General features: G+C 52.8%; 17 protein-coding genes and 1 tRNA gene. 11 read left to right on the forward strand and 7 right to left on the reverse strand.

All coding sequences use genetic code 11. From position 1 onward, the window contains the following. Positions 1 to 53 precede the first annotated feature (53 nt). The 5 genes from QEH53_RS17590 to QEH53_RS17610 form a co-directional block, all read right to left on the reverse strand. Complete coding sequence (locus QEH53_RS17590) at positions 54 to 878, reverse strand: ATP-binding cassette domain-containing protein (RefSeq protein WP_309024524.1); 825 nt, start codon at positions 876 to 878, stop codon at positions 54 to 56. Beyond that, on the reverse strand, positions 871 to 1,719 hold the full coding sequence (locus QEH53_RS17595; protein WP_309024525.1) for an ABC transporter ATP-binding protein: 849 nt from the start codon (positions 1,717 to 1,719) through the stop codon (positions 871 to 873). The genes QEH53_RS17590 and QEH53_RS17595 overlap by 8 nt, the downstream gene beginning before the upstream one ends. Positions 1,720 to 2,042: 323 nt before the next feature. Further along, complete coding sequence (locus QEH53_RS17600) at positions 2,043 to 2,501, reverse strand: OsmC family peroxiredoxin (protein WP_309024526.1); 459 nt, start codon at positions 2,499 to 2,501, stop codon at positions 2,043 to 2,045. A 353-nt stretch (positions 2,502 to 2,854) separates the two neighbouring features. Beyond that, entirely contained in the window at positions 2,855 to 3,796 is a 942-nt protein-coding gene (locus QEH53_RS17605; RefSeq protein WP_309024527.1) for an NADP-dependent oxidoreductase, read from the reverse strand. A gap of 119 nt (positions 3,797 to 3,915) precedes the next feature. Then, positions 3,916 to 4,002 (reverse strand) — tRNA-Leu (locus QEH53_RS17610). 339 nt (positions 4,003 to 4,341) lie between these two features. Here QEH53_RS17610 and QEH53_RS17615 point away from each other — a divergent pair. From QEH53_RS17615 to QEH53_RS17640, 6 genes are all read left to right on the forward strand, one after another. After that, positions 4,342 to 6,633, forward strand: a complete 2,292-nt coding sequence (locus tag QEH53_RS17615) for an endonuclease/exonuclease/phosphatase family protein (RefSeq protein WP_309024528.1) — start codon at positions 4,342 to 4,344, stop codon at positions 6,631 to 6,633. A 6-nt stretch (positions 6,634 to 6,639) separates the two neighbouring features. Continuing rightward, complete coding sequence (locus QEH53_RS17620) at positions 6,640 to 7,317, forward strand: hypothetical protein (protein ID WP_309024529.1); 678 nt, start codon at positions 6,640 to 6,642, stop codon at positions 7,315 to 7,317. A gap of 17 nt (positions 7,318 to 7,334) precedes the next feature. Beyond that, the gene (locus tag QEH53_RS17625; RefSeq protein WP_309024530.1) at positions 7,335 to 9,605 is read left to right on the forward strand and encodes a hypothetical protein; all 2,271 of its coding nucleotides are present in this window, start codon (positions 7,335 to 7,337) and stop codon (positions 9,603 to 9,605) included. Next, positions 9,602 to 10,867, forward strand: coding sequence for a glycosyltransferase (locus tag QEH53_RS17630; protein WP_309024531.1), 1,266 nt, complete (start codon positions 9,602 to 9,604; stop codon positions 10,865 to 10,867). The genes QEH53_RS17625 and QEH53_RS17630 overlap by 4 nt, the downstream gene beginning before the upstream one ends. A 23-nt stretch (positions 10,868 to 10,890) precedes the next feature. Beyond that, positions 10,891 to 11,985, forward strand: coding sequence for an AI-2E family transporter (locus QEH53_RS17635; RefSeq protein WP_309024532.1), 1,095 nt, complete (start codon positions 10,891 to 10,893; stop codon positions 11,983 to 11,985). Positions 11,986 to 12,251: 266 nt separating this feature from the next. Continuing rightward, positions 12,252 to 12,656, forward strand: a complete 405-nt coding sequence (locus QEH53_RS17640) for a hypothetical protein (protein ID WP_309024533.1) — start codon at positions 12,252 to 12,254, stop codon at positions 12,654 to 12,656. Positions 12,657 to 12,793: 137 nt separating this feature from the next. Here QEH53_RS17640 and QEH53_RS17645 read toward each other — a convergent pair whose 3' ends face one another. After that, the gene (locus QEH53_RS17645; protein WP_309024534.1) at positions 12,794 to 13,270 is read right to left on the reverse strand and encodes a DNA starvation/stationary phase protection protein; all 477 of its coding nucleotides are present in this window, start codon (positions 13,268 to 13,270) and stop codon (positions 12,794 to 12,796) included. Between the two features lie 343 nt (positions 13,271 to 13,613). Next, a complete protein-coding gene (locus QEH53_RS24470) occupies positions 13,614 to 13,985 on the reverse strand; it encodes a DUF4112 domain-containing protein (RefSeq protein ID WP_369426448.1) in 372 nt (123 codons plus the stop codon). A gap of 314 nt (positions 13,986 to 14,299) precedes the next feature. Here QEH53_RS24470 and QEH53_RS17650 point away from each other — a divergent pair, with 314 nt between their 5' ends. From QEH53_RS17650 to QEH53_RS17670, 5 genes are all read left to right on the forward strand, one after another. Further along, on the forward strand, positions 14,300 to 14,716 hold the full coding sequence (locus QEH53_RS17650; RefSeq protein WP_309024535.1) for a phospholipase D-like domain-containing protein: 417 nt from the start codon (positions 14,300 to 14,302) through the stop codon (positions 14,714 to 14,716). Between the two features lie 744 nt (positions 14,717 to 15,460). Continuing rightward, on the forward strand, positions 15,461 to 15,910 hold the full coding sequence (locus QEH53_RS17655) for a hypothetical protein (protein ID WP_309024536.1): 450 nt from the start codon (positions 15,461 to 15,463) through the stop codon (positions 15,908 to 15,910). A 21-nt stretch (positions 15,911 to 15,931) separates the two neighbouring features. Then, a complete protein-coding gene (locus tag QEH53_RS17660; RefSeq protein ID WP_309024537.1) occupies positions 15,932 to 16,405 on the forward strand; it encodes a phage holin family protein in 474 nt (157 codons plus the stop codon). Continuing rightward, positions 16,386 to 16,733 carry a DUF3618 domain-containing protein gene (locus QEH53_RS17665; protein WP_309024538.1) on the forward strand — a complete coding sequence of 116 codons (348 nt, stop codon included), beginning with the start codon at positions 16,386 to 16,388 and terminating at the stop codon, positions 16,731 to 16,733. Before QEH53_RS17660 ends, QEH53_RS17665 begins: the two co-directional genes overlap by 20 nt. 50 nt (positions 16,734 to 16,783) lie before the next feature. Further along, positions 16,784 to 17,272: a hypothetical protein gene (locus QEH53_RS17670; RefSeq protein WP_309024539.1), complete on the forward strand. Its 489-nt coding sequence runs from the start codon at positions 16,784 to 16,786 to the stop codon at positions 17,270 to 17,272. Positions 17,273 to 17,369: the final 97 nt, after the last annotated feature.

Genomic DNA, 17,369 nt, shown 5'->3' on the forward strand with positions numbered 1-17,369 from the left:
TCGCTTTGTTTTTAGCCTGCCAAGGCAATGTTTGGGCCATACACGCTTAAATACTAGACACTGGGAATGCTCGGCATCTTAGGAACCGCATCTAGTAGCTTTCGGGCGTATTCAGTTTGTGGGTCACTGTAAATTTGTTCAGAGCTGCCTTGTTCAACGATCTCGCCGCTTTGCATCACAATCACCTCATGGCTCATGTGCTCTACCACCGCAAGGTCATGGGCGATAAAGAGGTACGTGATCGCGAATTCATCCTGCAAATCCTGCAAGAGATTTACGATTTGTGCCTGCACGCTCACGTCCAGAGCACTTACGCACTCGTCGCAAATAATGAACTCAGGCTGGCTGCTCAAGGCTCGAGCGATGCAAATCCGCTGACGCTGTCCACCGCTAAACTGGTGCGGGTAACGGCGAATGGCATCCACGGGTAAGCCTACTTTGACCAAAAGATCCGCAACGCGGGCCTCTCGATCCATCCGGCTCATTTTCGACTCGTGGACGATTAGCGGTTCTGCAATAATCGAACCCACCGTCAATCTAGGATTCAACGAAGCATAGGGGTCTTGAAAGATCGTTTGTATCCTCTTACGAAAAGGGAGAAACTGCGATTCCGAGAGAGTAGTGATGTTCACGCCATCGTATTCAATTTTTCCTGACTCGGAAGGAATCAGCTTCAATATTGCTTTTCCGATAGTGCTTTTTCCACTGCCGCTCTCACCCACGAGCCCCACGGTCTTGCCACGCTCAACCGTAAAACTAGCGTCCTTGACGGCCCGAAAAGAGCCGGCTTTACCGAACAAACCTACCGACGAAGTCTGGTAGCTCACGCTGAGTTTCGAAACCCTGAGCAACGGGTGGCCAGATGAGGAGTCAGTCATGGCGTGCCTCCTCCTCTGCTATCGCAGCATAATCGACCACAGGCAGCCGTTCTCGCTTAACTCCCAATCTTGGAATGCAACGAATCAAAGCCTTTGTGTATTCATGTTTCGGCGACGCTAAAATCGAAGCAGTTTCGCCCTGCTCCACGATTCTTCCTTGGTACATCACCGCAACATTGTCGGCAAAACCATCGACGATACCAAAGTTGTGCGTGATCAAGATGATGGCCATGTTCTCGTTGTCGCGCAATTCGCGGAGCAAATCCATGATCTGCGCTTCAATCGTTACGTCCAACGCCGTCGTCGGCTCGTCCGCGACTAGGATGTCGGGCTGGCAAGCCAAAGCCATGGCTATCACGACACGTTGCTTCATGCCGCCACTCATTTGATGCGGGTAGTCGCCGTAGCGCGAGTCAGCATCTCGGATGCCAACCTTATGTAGCAAGCCTATGGTTTCCACCTTGAAATCCGCAACGTCTTCCCGGTGAAACTTAAGGGCTTCCTCGATTTGTGCCCCCACCGTGAAATACGGATTCAACGAAGTCGACGGCTCTTGAAAGACGTAGGCTATTCGCTTCCCACGCACCTTGCGTAGCTGGCGCTCCGGCAAATCCAGAAGGTTAACACCATCCAGCAGTGCCTGGCCGGATACCTCGCACTTGGGCGGGGGCGGCAGCAATCGCGACAGAGACATCGAAGTAACGCTTTTGCCACTGCCACTTTCCCCAACGATCGCCAGCGTCTTGCCCTGCTCGAGCGAAAACGAAATCCCCTTAACCGCGTCGACTTTCGAGTGGCGGCTGTTGAAACGGATTTTCAGGTCTCGTACCTCAAGCAGCATGATTGCCGCTCATCCTGCAAACCCATGAACAGACAACAAGTGGAAAAGGTCAAAAATCACATACAAATTTGTATTTAATAGATTTAATACAGCTCAACCTCGGTATTTGCCCAGCTAATCGGCCGTGGAACTCCGGAAATTTATTTTTTCGTCCGCATATCTGACAAAAAGCAAAATTCAACGGGACGCCTGCCCAGCTTGCCCCCTCGCACCGAGCGACCTCGAAACCCACGACTAGCGGCCGCCGCTAAAAACGCGAAGGGCTCCCAAGGTGGAGCAGATCCGCCAAGTACTGGGCTACGCCTCGATATTGAGGCAGCCGGCTAGTGCCTCAACTCGCAAGACACGTCAACGCTCTCGAATCCAGGCTTGAGTGCGAGAAAGACCGGACAGGTCTTCTGGGTAGCTGCTACGGCGCTCTCGAACTCATCGGTAGTCGCGGCTGGGACCAAGCCCTCGCACTTTAATTCCAAGCGCTTCAAAGAAGGCCCGCTATCAGTAACCTCGAGACCCACCGACGCTCGAACGACCAGCTCTGTAGGCACCTTTTCTCGTTGGCTCAGCGTATTGCTCAACGCCATAGCGAAACACGACGCGGCCGCTCCAGCGATGAGCTCCTCCGGGTTGGTTTCGCTACGGTCACCCTCGTCAAGTCGGCAACTCAAGGAATAACGCGACTTGTTCAGGACGCCGCTCTCCACCGAGACAAAACCATGGCCACCTTTCGCGTCACCGTTCCAAGTTGCATCCGCTGCTCTCATTACTGTTGTCATCGTACTCATATCATTTCTCTGGTTATCGTTCTAGCTTCAGGGTTCAATTTCTCCAGTAGCGCAAACCGCGCCAGTGCCTTTCATACACCGGCAACTCACGCAGACGAGCGACGAGCTTCCGACTCCGCCCCCCCAAAACTCCCCCGGTAATCGGCATTAGCTTGGGCTTTCCACGCTCTGTCCCAACTGCGCTTTGCAATCGCGGTAGCTCATACTGCAATCTCGTAAGCATATTCTTCTTTTGGATACAATTCGGTCCGACCGAGAAACTTACGAGACACAGCCAGCAAGCCTGCTTCGGCTTACTTACGGTCAAACCCGCCAATACAAGTGCTTCTTGGCTTTCTCCAGAAGCCGAGGATCTAATCGACAGTGAGAACGACCTTTCCCGCGACGCTCTCCTCCTCGAAGTAGCGGTGAGCGTCCGCAACCGACCCGAGAGGAAATCCTTTTCTCAGGCACGGCTGAAGGCGACCTTGTCTCAGCAATTCCAATACAAAAGCGATGTCGCCACCACGCGGCCGAACCATGATGACATCGTACGTGAACGCCCCTCGGAGCCGATCAATAAAGCCCTGCACCACCTTCTTCGCTTCGGGCCGGGTCGTCACCACCCGACCACCATGGCGGGCGAGCGACTGGACCTGCTCGAGGCTCATCTTCGCCGAGCAATCGAATACCACATCGAAACGTTCGTCGATTTTCGACGCTCCATCGTCTCTATAGTCGATCATCTCGTCTGCGCCCAGCCCCCGCACATAGTCAAAATGCTCGTCTCGACAAAGCGCAGTCACGGATCCACCGAGCAATTTGGCTATCTGTACCGCGAAACCACCCACGCCCCCTGACGCTCCGCTAACCAAAACTTTTTGGCCGGCATGCAGCTGAGCAATTCCCCGCAGGCCCTGCAACGCCGTCGATGCAGCCAAAGGGACCGCAGAAGCCTCCAGCATATCAACTCCCTCCGGCAGTCTGGCCACGTTCTCTTGGTCCACGCTAGCGTACTCAGCCGCCGCTCCCCCACCAACGCCCGTCATCGCCGCCACTTTATCTCCCGGGACGAAACTGGTTACCCTCTTGCCGCATTCCACTACTTCGCCTGCGAGATCGAATCCCAAGGTCTTCGGCAACTGAAACTGCGTGATCACCTTCATTTCGCCCGCCCGCAAGCTTGTGTCCAAAGCATTCAAGCTCGCCCCCTTCACCTTTACTAACACTTGGCGATCGCTCGGGCTCGGACGAGCTACCGTGTCGACGCGAAGGACCTCATGTCCACCATGACTATGAATTCTAGCTGCTTTCATAGGAAAAGCTTTTGCTTGATCCGCGCCAGCACCTCCTTCGATTCCGCGCCCCCTAGGGTTCTTGTCGGCTACGATGAATGATCGCACCTTCACTCTTCGGAATTCACCATCTCGAAACTTGGTGCCCAGGGTGGGACTCGAACCCACACGTCCTTACGGACAGCGGATTTTAAGTCCGCTGCGTCTACCGATTCCGCCACCAGGGCATTGGTGAAGTTCGGAAATGCAGCAGACTTGCCTAAGGAAAACAAGCCTACGATTTCCGAAATTTGAGGAGACCTTCCCTAAGACAGAGGAGCGCCCCGCTACCTCTACTAGGACGACGACGGTGTAGGGCTAATTTCCGTAACTGCTTCAAGCTGGAGCGTTTTGCGAAGGAGCTGGAAGCAGAAAGCCCCGAATAAGCAACGAACCTTCGATGCAAATCACACGATTGGCACCCTAAAAGATGCAGAATGCGACTCCAAATTCGTCTCAGCCTGCATACGCGGTGCATTACGCTATTTGGCGCGGTTTCAGCAATCTCGTGTCTGAAATCCTCTTCGATGCCACCCGATAACTTTAAAACCGACACGAACTCCCCAACAGGTATCGTACTCATTCAAATCGACGGTCTGTCCCGCTTCCAGTTTGAGAGGGCGATCCACTCTGGCCGCATGCCCCATCTCAAGAAGCTCCTGAAAGCTGGGGGCTACAACCTGCATTCGTTTTATCCCGGCCAACCGAGCTGCACGCCAGCGGTCCAAGCTGAGCTTCACTACGGAGCGCTGTGCGCAACGCCAGCGTTCAGTTTCTTCGATAGAGCCACAGGCCAGAACGTACGCATGTACGACTCCGAGTGGGCAAAACGAATTGCTCAAGAATCGAAAAGCCAAGGTTCAGGCCTGCTGGAAGGGGGCTCCAGCTACGCTAACATTTACACGGGCGGAGCCCAGAAGGCTAAGTACTGCGGCGAACTGAACACTTTCGCCCACTGGAGCAGTGAACTTTCGATACTTAGGTTGCTCAAGCTCGCCCTACGCAACCCGGCGGCTTGCTTCCGTCTGCTGAAACTTCTAGGTATCGAAATCGGGATTGGCCTCTACGACGCGATTCGCGGTATCGTTTCCAGAGGAGACTTGGCGGCGGAGCTAACCTTCGTTCCTGCTCGCCTGGCCGTCGCCATCGCTCTGCGCGAAGCAATTCGCGGTGAGGTGCTAGACGATATAAAAGCCGGACTGCCGATCATCCACGCGAACTTTTTTGGATACGACGAGGCCGCCCATCGTCGAGGCCCTCATTCCGGTTTCGCCCATTGGACCTTGAAAGGCTTGGACCAATCGATTCGAAAAATCTATAAAGCGGCAAACCAAGCCAAGGAGCGAAACTACAGGGTAATCGTTTTCTCCGACCACGGCCAAGAGTACACACTTCCTTATTCAGAACTAGCAAACTGCTCAATTGCAGAGGGCATCGAGAAAATTCTTCCGGACGGCTTCAGGCTCTCGCCCACCAGCACCGTCGATGCCTTTATGGAACGGTCTCGAGCGTTTATCATCGATTCCACTACACACTCTACAAGCAGCGATGAAACGACAAAATGGGTACACCTGCAAGCGATGGGACCTGTCGCCCATCTTTACGTCGATGGTGAGCTAGCCGAACACGAGCGTCTCTCTTGGGCAAAGACATGCTGTGCCAAAGCTGCGATACCGATCGCGCTCTTCGCTGGTAACAAGGGATCCGTCAGGTGCGTCACCAAAGATAAAGTTGGCGACCTCTCGATTCTTCAAAACCTGTTGAGGGAAAGGGGGCACGAATTCGTAGAGGAAACGATCGAGGATCTCAGTGTCCTCGTAAAATCCAAATATGCAGGAGATCTCGTCCTCTTCGGCTGGCGGTCCGGAGACAAGCCCCTCACCTTCGCCGACGAACGCGGCGCCCACGCAGGCCCCGGGGCTCAAGAATGCCGAGGATTTACGATGCTTCCGGAGACCCTCCAATGGGATCGCCCGTCCTTAAGGCCTCGGGACCTGAGAAACATCGCCCTAGCCGACCTCGGCAGATTGCCGAAAGAAAAGCCTGAGCCAAAGATCGCTCCTAAAGTACTTCCAAAACCCGAGGCGATACGCGTCGCTAGCTATAACTTGCACGGAGGCGTAGGTATAGACCGGCGCATCGACGAAAATCGCATGGCCCGCGCTCTTCGCCAGATAGACGCAGATGTATATTGCTTCCAGGAAGCATTCGAAAAAGCTAATGGTCCCTCACTCAAACAAGTCATCGGTCGAGTACTCGGTACTGACTTCGAGTACCTCTTTTGCCCGCTCCATAATATAGGCCCCATGCAATATGGCTTGGCAGTCGCGAGTAAGCTCCCCCTCAACCCCCGCAAGAGTGAGGCGTTCGCACTCTCGGACGGACGATTCTCCCACCGCGAGCCGCGCGGCTCCATCTGGGCTCAAATCTCGGTACCGGGCTCTCGTCCTCTGAACGTATTGAATACCCATTTCGGGTTGAACGGAGCGGAACGGCTTGCCCAAGCCGAGTGCCTTTTGAGCGAAGACTGGCTCGGCTCGCTTGCAAAGGAAGATCTAGTAATCCTTTGCGGTGACTTCAATACAGGACCCCGCGGCCCCGCCTATCTCGCTTTCGCAGACAAGCTTTCCGACACTCAACTAAACGCAAACCACGGCCAGTCTTCAGCCACCTTCCTTTCTTGGGCGCCCCTTCGACGCATCGACCACATATTCGCGTCCCCCCAGCTCAAGGTTCCAGCTTCCGGCGTTCTCAGTAGCCGTAGGATAAGAAACGCATCCGATCACCTGCCAGTCTACGCCGACTTGGAGCTAGCTTAGCCGAACATGAATACAACCGATAAAAAAACTCGTTCCATAATGGCTGGGGCTATACTTGCCACCATCGTCGCCGTATCAGTGTACTTGACATTCCACTACGACATAACCTGGGAACAAGTCAAATCTACAGTGCAGAACGCGCCCGCTTGGATCTTTCTGGTTACGCTCGTCTTTCTTCCCCCTCTCGGACTTCCTCTTTCGATTTTCCTATTCGCGGTGGGGGCCCGATTCGGCCTCGTACTGGGAGCCACCGTAGCATGCGGAGCCATCATCGCTCATCACTTAATCTCACTGTATTTGATCAGATACATATCCGGCTTCTTTTCCAGTAACCAAAATCAAAAGGGCCTTTGGCAAACACTTGAGAAAAAGTCTGGAGGAAACTCCAGCAAGCTTCTCTTCCTATGGGGGCTCCTTCCAGGACTACCCTATGTCGTCAAACTTTACCTACCGTTAGCGATGGGCGTGAAGGCGTCACCCTACTTACGCTGGAACAGCGCCGGCCACGTCATCGGGGCTATTCTCTTCGTAAGCTTCGGAGACGCGATTTTCGAAGGAGTGAACCCCGGAGTCGTGATCGTCATTATTCTCGGCATCGCTCTCAGCATCGGACTGAAAATCTACCGGGATCGCCTCAAAAAGAACGGTGGCAAACAAAAGGCCACCCCTAGCGAAGCAACCTAAACAACACTTAAGCCACAATGGGAATTGAAAAATGGATACCATGGCAGCTAATCGCCAGAAAAGCTGCGAAAGCATACGGTTTCAACGATCCGGTGAAAACGCTTGAGCGCATTCGGAAATTTAGCCGCCCCTCTGAAACCAACGAACCGATCGAGCTCCTGAGGGCTGGGTTCGCTTTCCATGCCCGCGGATTGGCAAACACCAAAGCCATACAGAACAACCTCGATTGGATCTGGCCCTACTGGATACAGAGACAATACAAACCGCTCGACGAAGCCTTCATACCGCGAGCCTTCTCATTCAGCCACATAAACCTGACCCACCGCAACTGGACCGCTGTCAGTGTGCCCGACAGCGAGGACTACGCCATCGTCGACCCGCGCGGGCTTATCACCCCGTTCCACGACTCCTGGTCGCTCGACTTCTGGATGGTCACGGACACCGGCAAATGGTTCTTGCCTTGTCGCGAAGACAAAGTGGTTCAATCCCTTTCGACCGGAGACGAGATCGCCGTTACGACATCCTTCGATCGCGATGGCTTCAACTTGACTACAAAGGTTCACATGAGACGCGAACCTACGACCCAACGGGTCGAACTTTTTATCGAACTAAACTGCTCGTCACGCGAACCTGCGAAACTCGTGGCTGCCGTCCGGCCGTACAACCCGGAAGGCATCCAGTTTGTCGATACAATAGATATTGTTAGCAATCGCAGGACTCTCGCCGTCAACGAGCTTCATCAAATAATCTTCTCCGAGCCACCAAGCCATTTCTCGCTGAGCAACTACCATGAAGGAGACGTCTCTCACTGCCTCAACGAACCCGCAAACGAGAACTTTATAGCATGCGACGCTGGCATGGCCAGCGCGGCTGCAGTTTTTCCGATCGAAGCGGGACAGACAAGAAATTGCCATATCACAATTCCCGTCTCAAGCCCGAGCGATGAGGTCCCCCAAAGCGCCTTGACGTGGGAAAACAAACTCGCCGGTACAACGAAGCTGAGTCTGCCCAACGAGGCGGAGGAAATACAGTTCCAGCAATCACTGCAGACCCTCGCTCAACTCAGCCCTCAAGACATTTACCCAGGCCCGTACACTTACCGCCGCTTCTGGTTCAGGGATGCTTGCCTCATTGCCCATGCCTTATTGCGCACGGGGCAGGAGGCCGTCTGCCGCCGCGCTCTTGAGCAATTCCCAGAACGCCAAACCAAGAACGGCTACTTCCTATCGCAAGAAGGCGAATGGGACTCGAACGGCCAAGTTCTTTGGATCTACGACCTCTACGAGAAACTCACCGGCAAACAAATCCCGGACACGTGTTTCAATACCGTAAAACCAGCTATTAAGTGGATCACGAACAAACGCTGCGACGCAAAGGGCACCGCTCATGAAGGCCTCTTGCCCGCTGGTTTCAGCGCTGAACATTTCGGTCCTAACGACTTCTACTACTGGGATGACTTCTGGGCTGTAGGAGGGCTACGCGCCGCCCACTCCATGCTCAAACGGCGCAACATGGATGAACCAGCCGGCATCGCTATCGACCTTTCTAACGAATTGCTCAAGAGCATCGAAAAGTCTCTCGACCAAATCGCATCTCGAAGCGCCAAAGGTCGACTGCCCGCTTCGCCTTACCGCCGTATGGATTCTGGAGCGATTGGCTCCCTCGTATCCGACTATCCCTTACAAATATGGCCCGCAGGCGAGAAACGCGTAATGGAGACGGCCAAGTTCCTAAACGAAAACTGCATCGTCGACGGAGCGTTTTTTCAAGACATGATACACTCAGGCCTAAACATCTACCTGAGTCTCGACCTTGCCCAAACGTTTCTCCGGGCGGGCGATCCGCAGTGGGAACCCCTCGCCCAACGCTGCCTCGAACTGGCGACTCAAACTGGGCAATGGCCTGAGGCGATCAACCCACGTACGGGAGGAGGATGCATGGGTGACGGCCAGCACGCTTGGGCGGCAGCCGAGTGGCTGCTTCTCGCACTCAATCGAATCGTCAGGGAGGAAGGTCAGCAACTAGTAATCGGATCAGGTATCACCAAAGAGTGGATACAGTCCGGAAAGCCCATGTCCCTCAAGGATGCCCCCACTTCTCACGGGCCAGTTTCAGTCGTAATCAGGGCTCTAGATGAAGACGAAATCCACGTGCAAATCGACCTCGATTCACGCCAAGCGAGCGAGCCCATAATCTCGTACAAAATACCTGGATACGAAAAAAAGGAGGGGCAAGCCCTCTACGAAGTCACTTTGAGCAAAGAAGATTCACTTAAATTACAGTTATGAAAATCGCCATGTTCACCAACACGTACCTTCCACACGTGGGAGGAGTAGCTCGCTCCGTCAGCAGCTTCGCCAACGCCTATCGGGAGTTGGGACATCAATGCCTCGTGATCTCGCCTGAATTCGAAGAGAAGATCCCTGACGAACAGGACGTCTACCGTGTCCCCGCTATCACCAACTTTAACGATAGTGGATTTTCATTCCAACTTCCCTTTGTCGGCAACGTTGCTGGCCAACTCGATGAGTTCGAGCCCGACATCATCCACTCTCATCATCCCTTCCTTCTAGGCGACACCGCCCTGCGAGCCGCCTATACGCGGGACATACCGATCGTTTTCACCCACCACACACTTTACGAGGAGTACACAAACTATCTCCCCTTCGACAGCGACTTCACAAAAAAAGCTGCCATGGAACTCGCTACGGGCTTTGCGAACGCATGCTCTATGGTGCTAGCTCCGAGCAGTAGCCTAGAAAAGCTTATCCTCGATCGCGGCGTGCACATCCCGGTGAAGGTACAGCCTACCGGTATCGACGTGGACGCGTTCGCCAAGGGTAGAGGTGAGACCTTTCGCAAGACCTATGACATTCCTGAAAACGCACCTCTCGTGGGACACGTTGGCCGCATCGCCAAGGAGAAAAACCTACCCTTCCTGGCAGAAGCGGTAAGCTCCGCTCTGGAAGCAGTTCCTGAGGCTTACTTCGCGTTGGTGGGCACCGGCGAGGAGGATGAGCACATCCACGAGCTTCTCTCATCGAAAGGACTGGGTAAAAGGTTCGTCGCAACCGGCTCTCTTCAAGGCACGGACCTTGCTGACGCCTACGCCAGCTTCGATCTCTTCGCCTTTGCATCGCAAAGTGAAACTCAAGGTCTCGTTCTCGCCGAAGCAATGGCCGGAAACTCCCCGGTCATCGCCCTATCCGGCCCCGGAGTCACCGACGTTCTCGAACACGAAAAGAACGGCATCCTCCTCGCCGAAGACGCGAGCAAAGAAGAATATTCCAAGGCCCTCACCACCCTGCTCAGAGAACCCGAGAAACTCGAGACCTACTCCCGGGCTGCTCGGGAGAAGGCGGATCAATTCTCCATTCTCCGAACTGCCGAATCCGCCTTGGAGCACTACCGAGAATGTATTGAAAATCACGCAAGTTGGATCGAGGGCACTGGCATCGAGAACTTCGATAGGGTGATCGCTGCCCTGGAGGGCGAACTTCAATTACTCAAGGTCAAAACGGCCACCGTCTCAACCGCGATCATAAACTAGAAAAGCCCCTCTCCCACCCTTCCATGCCCTCTACTCCTTCTTCCGAAAAACAGGACCGACTTCGTAACGACCACTTAGGCATTTCGCTTATTTCAAAGTACTACGGTATCGTTTTCTCCATCATCATCTTCGTGACGCTCTACATCGCGAGAGGTTTCCTGCTTCCGGTTTTTGCGGCTCTTTTAATCAGTTACACGCTCGTTCCAGCCGTCAGGCTTCTTTGCCACTTTCACATCCCGAGAGTACTCGCTGCGTTCGTCGTCGTCGCAGTCGCTTTCTCAGCCGCGATATATAGCTTAGTCGCCCTTTCCGGCCCCGCAGTGGCATGGCTGGAGAAAGCACCAGAGAGCTTCGACAAGCTCAGTGAGCTAACTGAAGTACTCAAGAGGCCGGTAGAAAACGTAAATGCTGCCACTGAGCAGCTGAACGAGATGACCAAAGGGGATGAGAGAAAACGGCCGTTAGTCGTGCGCTTGGAAGATTCGAGCATCGGCGACTTGATCCTTAGCCAAACCCCAATCGTCATCGGAGCAGCCATATCTACGCTTATCCTTCTCTTTTTCCTCCTCGCATTCGGCAACGTCCTCCTGAAGCGAATAGTGGAAATTTCGCCCCGCTTATCTGACAAAAAGCGCACCGTCGATATAGCACGAAAAATTGAGTCCAGCGTTTCCCGCTACCTCGTAACGGTGTTGGCCATAAATGTTTGCCTCGGATGTTGCGTCGCACTGAGCCTACACCTGCTCGACTTCGCAGACCCAATATTTTGGGGAGTCATGGCGACGACATTTAACTTCATACCCTACTTGGGAGCCGTAGCAGGAGTCTGCCTCCTCACTTTCGCCTCCATGAGCACCTCTGGCGACTTGGAATATGCCCTACTGTGTCCTGCTGTCTACTTCGTGCTAACGCTGATTGAAGGAAATCTGGTGACGCCCTTCATCTTAGGTCAATCGTTTACCGTAAACCCAATCTTCATCATTCTAGTGCTTCTGTTCTTGGGTTGGCTATGGGGAATACCGGGCGCGATCATGGCTGTGCCCCTACTCGTCGTCCTTAAATCTGCGGCTCAAGAATTCGAAAGCACCCGGTCCATTGCCGTGCTACTGAGCAAGTGACGGGAACCTCAAAATGCAATAGGGTACATGCCAATTGCATCAACACCCGCCCCTAATTTGACCTTTCCTCACGTAAGGCGTGAAGGTTTTCATGACTACTATCAGAGGGAACGCAATGAGAACTCCCTAAACTTACAACTCAAAGGCTAATCTGGCGCAGAAATTGAAAAGGAGGCCAAAACAAAACACTCGCGAAAGCGTTAAGCTGAGGCCTCCAAGGGGCGGCAGCAATGGCCCTTCCGCACTACCAAAGCAAAATCCGCCTCATGAAAATCTTCACAACCACACAAAGCCATAACATCGAAACGCAAAGCCCGACTGCCAGTGAAACCTGGAACACCTGGGAATCTTGCAAATTTGCTACGATCGCTTCTGGCGAATCCCTTCTCCACCGGATTAACTTCATCATGCAAAAACTCGATGGGGAAGAATGGCTGCCCAAGGGATTGAAGTGGCAAGTCCAAGACGGTTGTGATCGGATCATTGAATCATACCGGTCTGGGGACCTGAACCCGGCAAATGCCCAGCGACTTGTCGAAGAGCTTGCCTCCACAAGCTACAGCTACGAGGACCTGACGCTACAATCGAGTACCTTATGCCAAATCCGAACGCTCGATCTGGAAATGAATGATCACCTCAGCCAGTACGATACGCATCCTCGTGCTGTTTAGCGCCACTCCTTAGAACAATCATCTTTGGCAAAATCCGGCCGGCTCTCTTTATCAGGCAGCTGAATTAGAGGAGAAAAAAGAGGGAAGCCGCTTAGCAGCTTCCCTCTTTTGTTTTAAATCAACTCGCGCACAGAATTCTACTTCGCCGCCAAATAACTGCTCAACATCCAAGCTACTTTTTCGTGAACTTGGATTCTCGCTATCATCAAGTCTTCAGTCTGATCATCACCTCCGTCAGCAGCTGTGTCGCGAGCGGCTTTAAGATTTTCAATCAGCAAGCGGTGAGATTTATCGAGATGAGAAACCATCTCTTCAGCTGAAGCATCTTCGCCGATCTCCTTGATTTCCGACATGTCAGAGAGTCGACGCAGTCCGCCGGGAGCCTTGCTCCCTAAAGCCCTCACTCTTTCCGCGATCTCATCGATCGCCGCGAATAGCTCTACGTACTGCTCTTCAAAAGCGTTGTGCAGGGAAAAGAATCCATGTCCTGTGACATTCCAATGGCAATGGTGCAACTGGCCTAGCAGAGCATAGCTATCTGCGATCACTTGCCTCAGTCCATTAACCACAGGGTCCGTTTTTCCTTTATTCTGTTTCTTCGTTTTTTTCTTCATAAGGTATAGTTTCGAATTTGTACTTAGACTAGCGTAGCCCTAAACGCGGCAGCAAGCAACGGGGAAACGCTCAGCTTTCTCACACAACGATCTGCTTCGTCAGAACGCCAAAATCATGCCAAGCGGCTGGAGTACCTTTTTTGCCCTTACAAAATGCATTTTGCACTAACATCATCGTTTGTGATGCAAAGAGCACTGAACCACCTGCCATCGCCATTTCCACAAACGGCTCTATACAAAACCGCTTTCTAACGCTCGGCGCTCTGAAGCACCGCCTTGGCACGCTTTCTGTGGATGCAGCGCAGCCATGAGCGAATTTGAGGGTAAGATCTTAATTGGAGATTTATCGCTCCAGACGAGACCTCAGAATCTCGGCGTTCTTCAAATTTGCTTTGAATCCCACGTCGAAGAGGTCACCAACCAAAGGGACACTGCCGACCACGAAATCAATGGCTTGGTTGCCTATCAGACGGAGGCACACGCCCCAGCCTAAATTATAATGGCACGCCACTTCCAAATAATATATCAAAGGCGCAACGCCAATCAGATCGCCAACTCCAGGAATCAAACCAAATATACTATCCCACCCCATGCGGAAACGCGTGCCCGGAATTTTAAACGCGGAATCGTAGAATCGCGCCATTTTATCAAGTCGGGCCAAAGTTGAACTCACGTCTCTCGGAGCTACCTCCGTCTTCTGAACTGTTCCATTCATACGACACCAATCGCAGTTGTAGTGCCAACCTCCTACGAAACGATCGATATCGACTCTACAAGCCAAAGAAAACGAAACCCTTAATGAGCTCAGCCACCATCTGATGAGCCTCAGGCGGACGAAGGTGGCGCGACACCGATTTTCGAGTCACTGGTCCCTCAGTAGCCGCCCTGTGCGGAGCGTTCTGGAACAATTGGATCGTCATCAAAGGCGAGCGCCTTACCTTCAGCGAAGCCTTACCACAGTAGAGTGTAGCAGAAGGATGCAGCCGCATTCTGGTCGCTCGCTCTGCTCCCTCGACCCACCAAAGCGAAATGGAACGTGTATCCGAAGCGCTCATAATCAGCGCTCGAAAGCGTCTCCATCTCACGACTCCTTATTTCAACATCCGACCGTCCACGATCCAACTACTTCAGAAACGGGCACGCCAAGTCGTATCCATCATAATATTACTTCCGGGAAAAAGAATAGACAAGAAATGCGAACGGTTTGTGGCCGATTCATGTATCGCCGATTTCATTACAGAGCCAACCGTAAAGATGTATCGTTATCAGCGTTCCATGATTCACATTAAAGCCATTCGTCTCGACGATTGGATAAGCTGTGTGGGATCGCCCAACTTTAATCAACGATCGCGCAAGAAGGATTTCGACGTAGCGATGGTGGTGCAGGATAAAAACTTAGCCAGCACCCTTGAACGACACCTCAAAGATGACCTAGCCCTCAGCTAGGCAATCGATCCTAAAAGCATTAAAAATGCCTACGCTGGCCAAACGTCTCCTTCGCAAATCACTGATGCTCTTCAAGGAGCAACTCTAGCGTTCTTAAAAGAGTCGACGACGCTGTGTTAAATCATCCAAAGCTCCCGCCACGTCGCTCAAGGCGAAGATTGCTCGGTCCAGCTTACTCCCGAGACTTCGGCTAGGGAGGAATGTGCTCACACTGCCGCATATGCCTCCAAGGCAAAAAAACGAACCGACGAATGCCAGACCCATTCCTATGACTGCGTCGCAGTGAAAAGCGGCTGCAAGCAAGGCTACGCCCAGCAGAGCTGTCAGCGCACGAGCGTGAACGGAACGAGTTGAAGGCGTAATTTCCATTCCTATGGAACGGCACGGTGTGCCTGCTCCTGAGATCTTTTTCGCAGGATCAGTGGAAACGAAGGCTTTGAACCCTCCCCTAGAAAGGTTCCTCGAAGCGTATCCGACAGATTCATACGTTGCATGTAGTAGCACCCGGTCTACTGCAAAATGCAAAACGCAAACCGACAAAAAGGGGCCAAGTGCAGCAAAGCAGAAGATAAATATTCTGATACAAATTATTTATATTTTATAATCCACTTATCTACAAACACTTAACGAGAACATGATTTCCAGCGGCATTGCCTGTGCTCAAATAGACGAAAGCTCAAGCGGCGACTCCACTCGGAGTAGACTGACTACGAAGCATACAATTAAACCAACCAAGACGATAAAATGAACGCAAGCACGACAGCAGACTCCGGATACGACATCAAAGAACGCAACCACAGCCAGACCGAGGGAAAGACCACGTCAGATTGGCTAGCTGAACGCAAAAGCGAGCTCCGCGAGGTGTTAGAGGAAAAGTCCAAGGCACTCAGCCGAAAGGCCCAAGACAGTTTGTCCGAGAAGCTGGGCAACTACCACTCCGCCGTCCGTAAAGCATCGGAGAGCCTCGAAGAAGACTCGGAAACTCAGACCGCAAAGATCACTGCCAACATCGCTCAGCAAATCAGGGAATCCGCGGATTACATCCAAAACACCTCACCTGAGATGATCGTTGGCCAGGCCACGGACCGCGTACGGAAAGCCCCGATGCTCGCATTAGGTGTGGCAGCAATCGCCGGTTTCCTCGCAGGCCGCGTCATCATGAGTGCCAAAGACGACACTCCTCCCAGTTCCTAAAACCTTCACCTCCTTCCCAACATGTTAAACGAGCCCCAAAGCGAGCCAAGTTCCAAGAGCACTGGCAAAGCATCAATCATCGATCTCGCAGGTGATTTGAAGGACGAATTTTTTCACCTGTTTAGAGCGACGACTCAGTTGTTGCGCATCGAGCTAGCCGAGAACGTCAACAACGCCTCTGACGCGATTCGCCGCACGATAGCGGGGTTCGTAGTGGCCGGTGCCAGTGCCATTATGCTACTGCTCGGAGTCGACCTACTTATAATAAACCTGCTCGCTCCCGATATACTAAGCTACATCACTGCGGCAACCGTATCGACACTGAGCCTTGCCACAATTCTCGGCATTGTAGGGATAGTATTGTTCCGCAAGAACAAGAACGCTCTGAGCGCGGAAAAGCTAATTCCCGACCGAACACTCGCCACGCTCGAAGAACACGCAGAGTGGATATCACGAAAAGCGGAGGATCTTAAAGATGATACAAGAGAACTTTGAGAACACGGACAAGGAGACGCAGGACAACAGTAGCGTGCAGCTCCAACGCCAGATCACAGCATCTCGAGCCCGTATGTCGCGCACGCTCGACGAGATTGGTGAAGAGCTTCAACCTAAGCGATTCATTGAGCAATATGTCAACGAATACTCCGAGCAGCTCGTAGAGAATGTTGCCAGAAAGAGTAAAACCTACGTGGCAGAGATAGTACGCAAGACCAAAGAGAATCCATTACCAATTCTCGCTCTCGCCGCGGGACTTGCCCTGTTTGTGAGCCAAACAAATCGGAGCTCTGAAACTCCAAATCCTTCTAAAAGCTCAGACACCTGAACAAAAGATAAACTTAATAGAACAAGAGATAAAAGCTAACCTACGAAAAAATGAGAGAAGAAGAAACCACCACACTACCGCATGAACCGACTGAAGCGGACATTGAAGCAAACCAGCCCAAAGCTGGAGGATTTATCGAGAAAACATCCAGCAAAATCCACGACGCCAAAAGCCAAGCGGGCGCTGCTGCAATCGAATTCGCGGACAAGGCCAAGCGTCGAATCGCTGATACTTCAGACGCCGCTAAGGTAAAGTATACAGAAGTCAAAGAACAGGCTTCCTTGAAGGGTGCCGAAGCAAAAGTAGCTGTCCAATCCTCGTTTGATAAGCATCCCTTGGCCTACGTCGCTGGAGCCTTGGTCGCAGGCGTCGCCATCGGAGCACTCTTGCCTCGCTCACGTAAGGAGAGCGACATGCTAGCCTCTTCAGGACGAAAGGTCCGCAATACCGCAAGCTCAGCAGTGCAAGAAACCAAGGAAGCAGCTCAGGCTGCCACCGACGCTGCTACTGACACCTTCAAGCAGCATATAAGCGAATAGCGGTTCATGCGGATAAATTCCCGCTTTTAAAACGGTGGTCACTGCACCGAGACCGAACAATTAAACGGCCTACTCGATAGGCTCTACGGAGTCGGCG

The sequence above is a fragment of the Pelagicoccus sp. SDUM812002 genome, assembly GCF_031127835.1.
GTDB lineage: Bacteria > Verrucomicrobiota > Verrucomicrobiia > Opitutales > Opitutaceae > Pelagicoccus.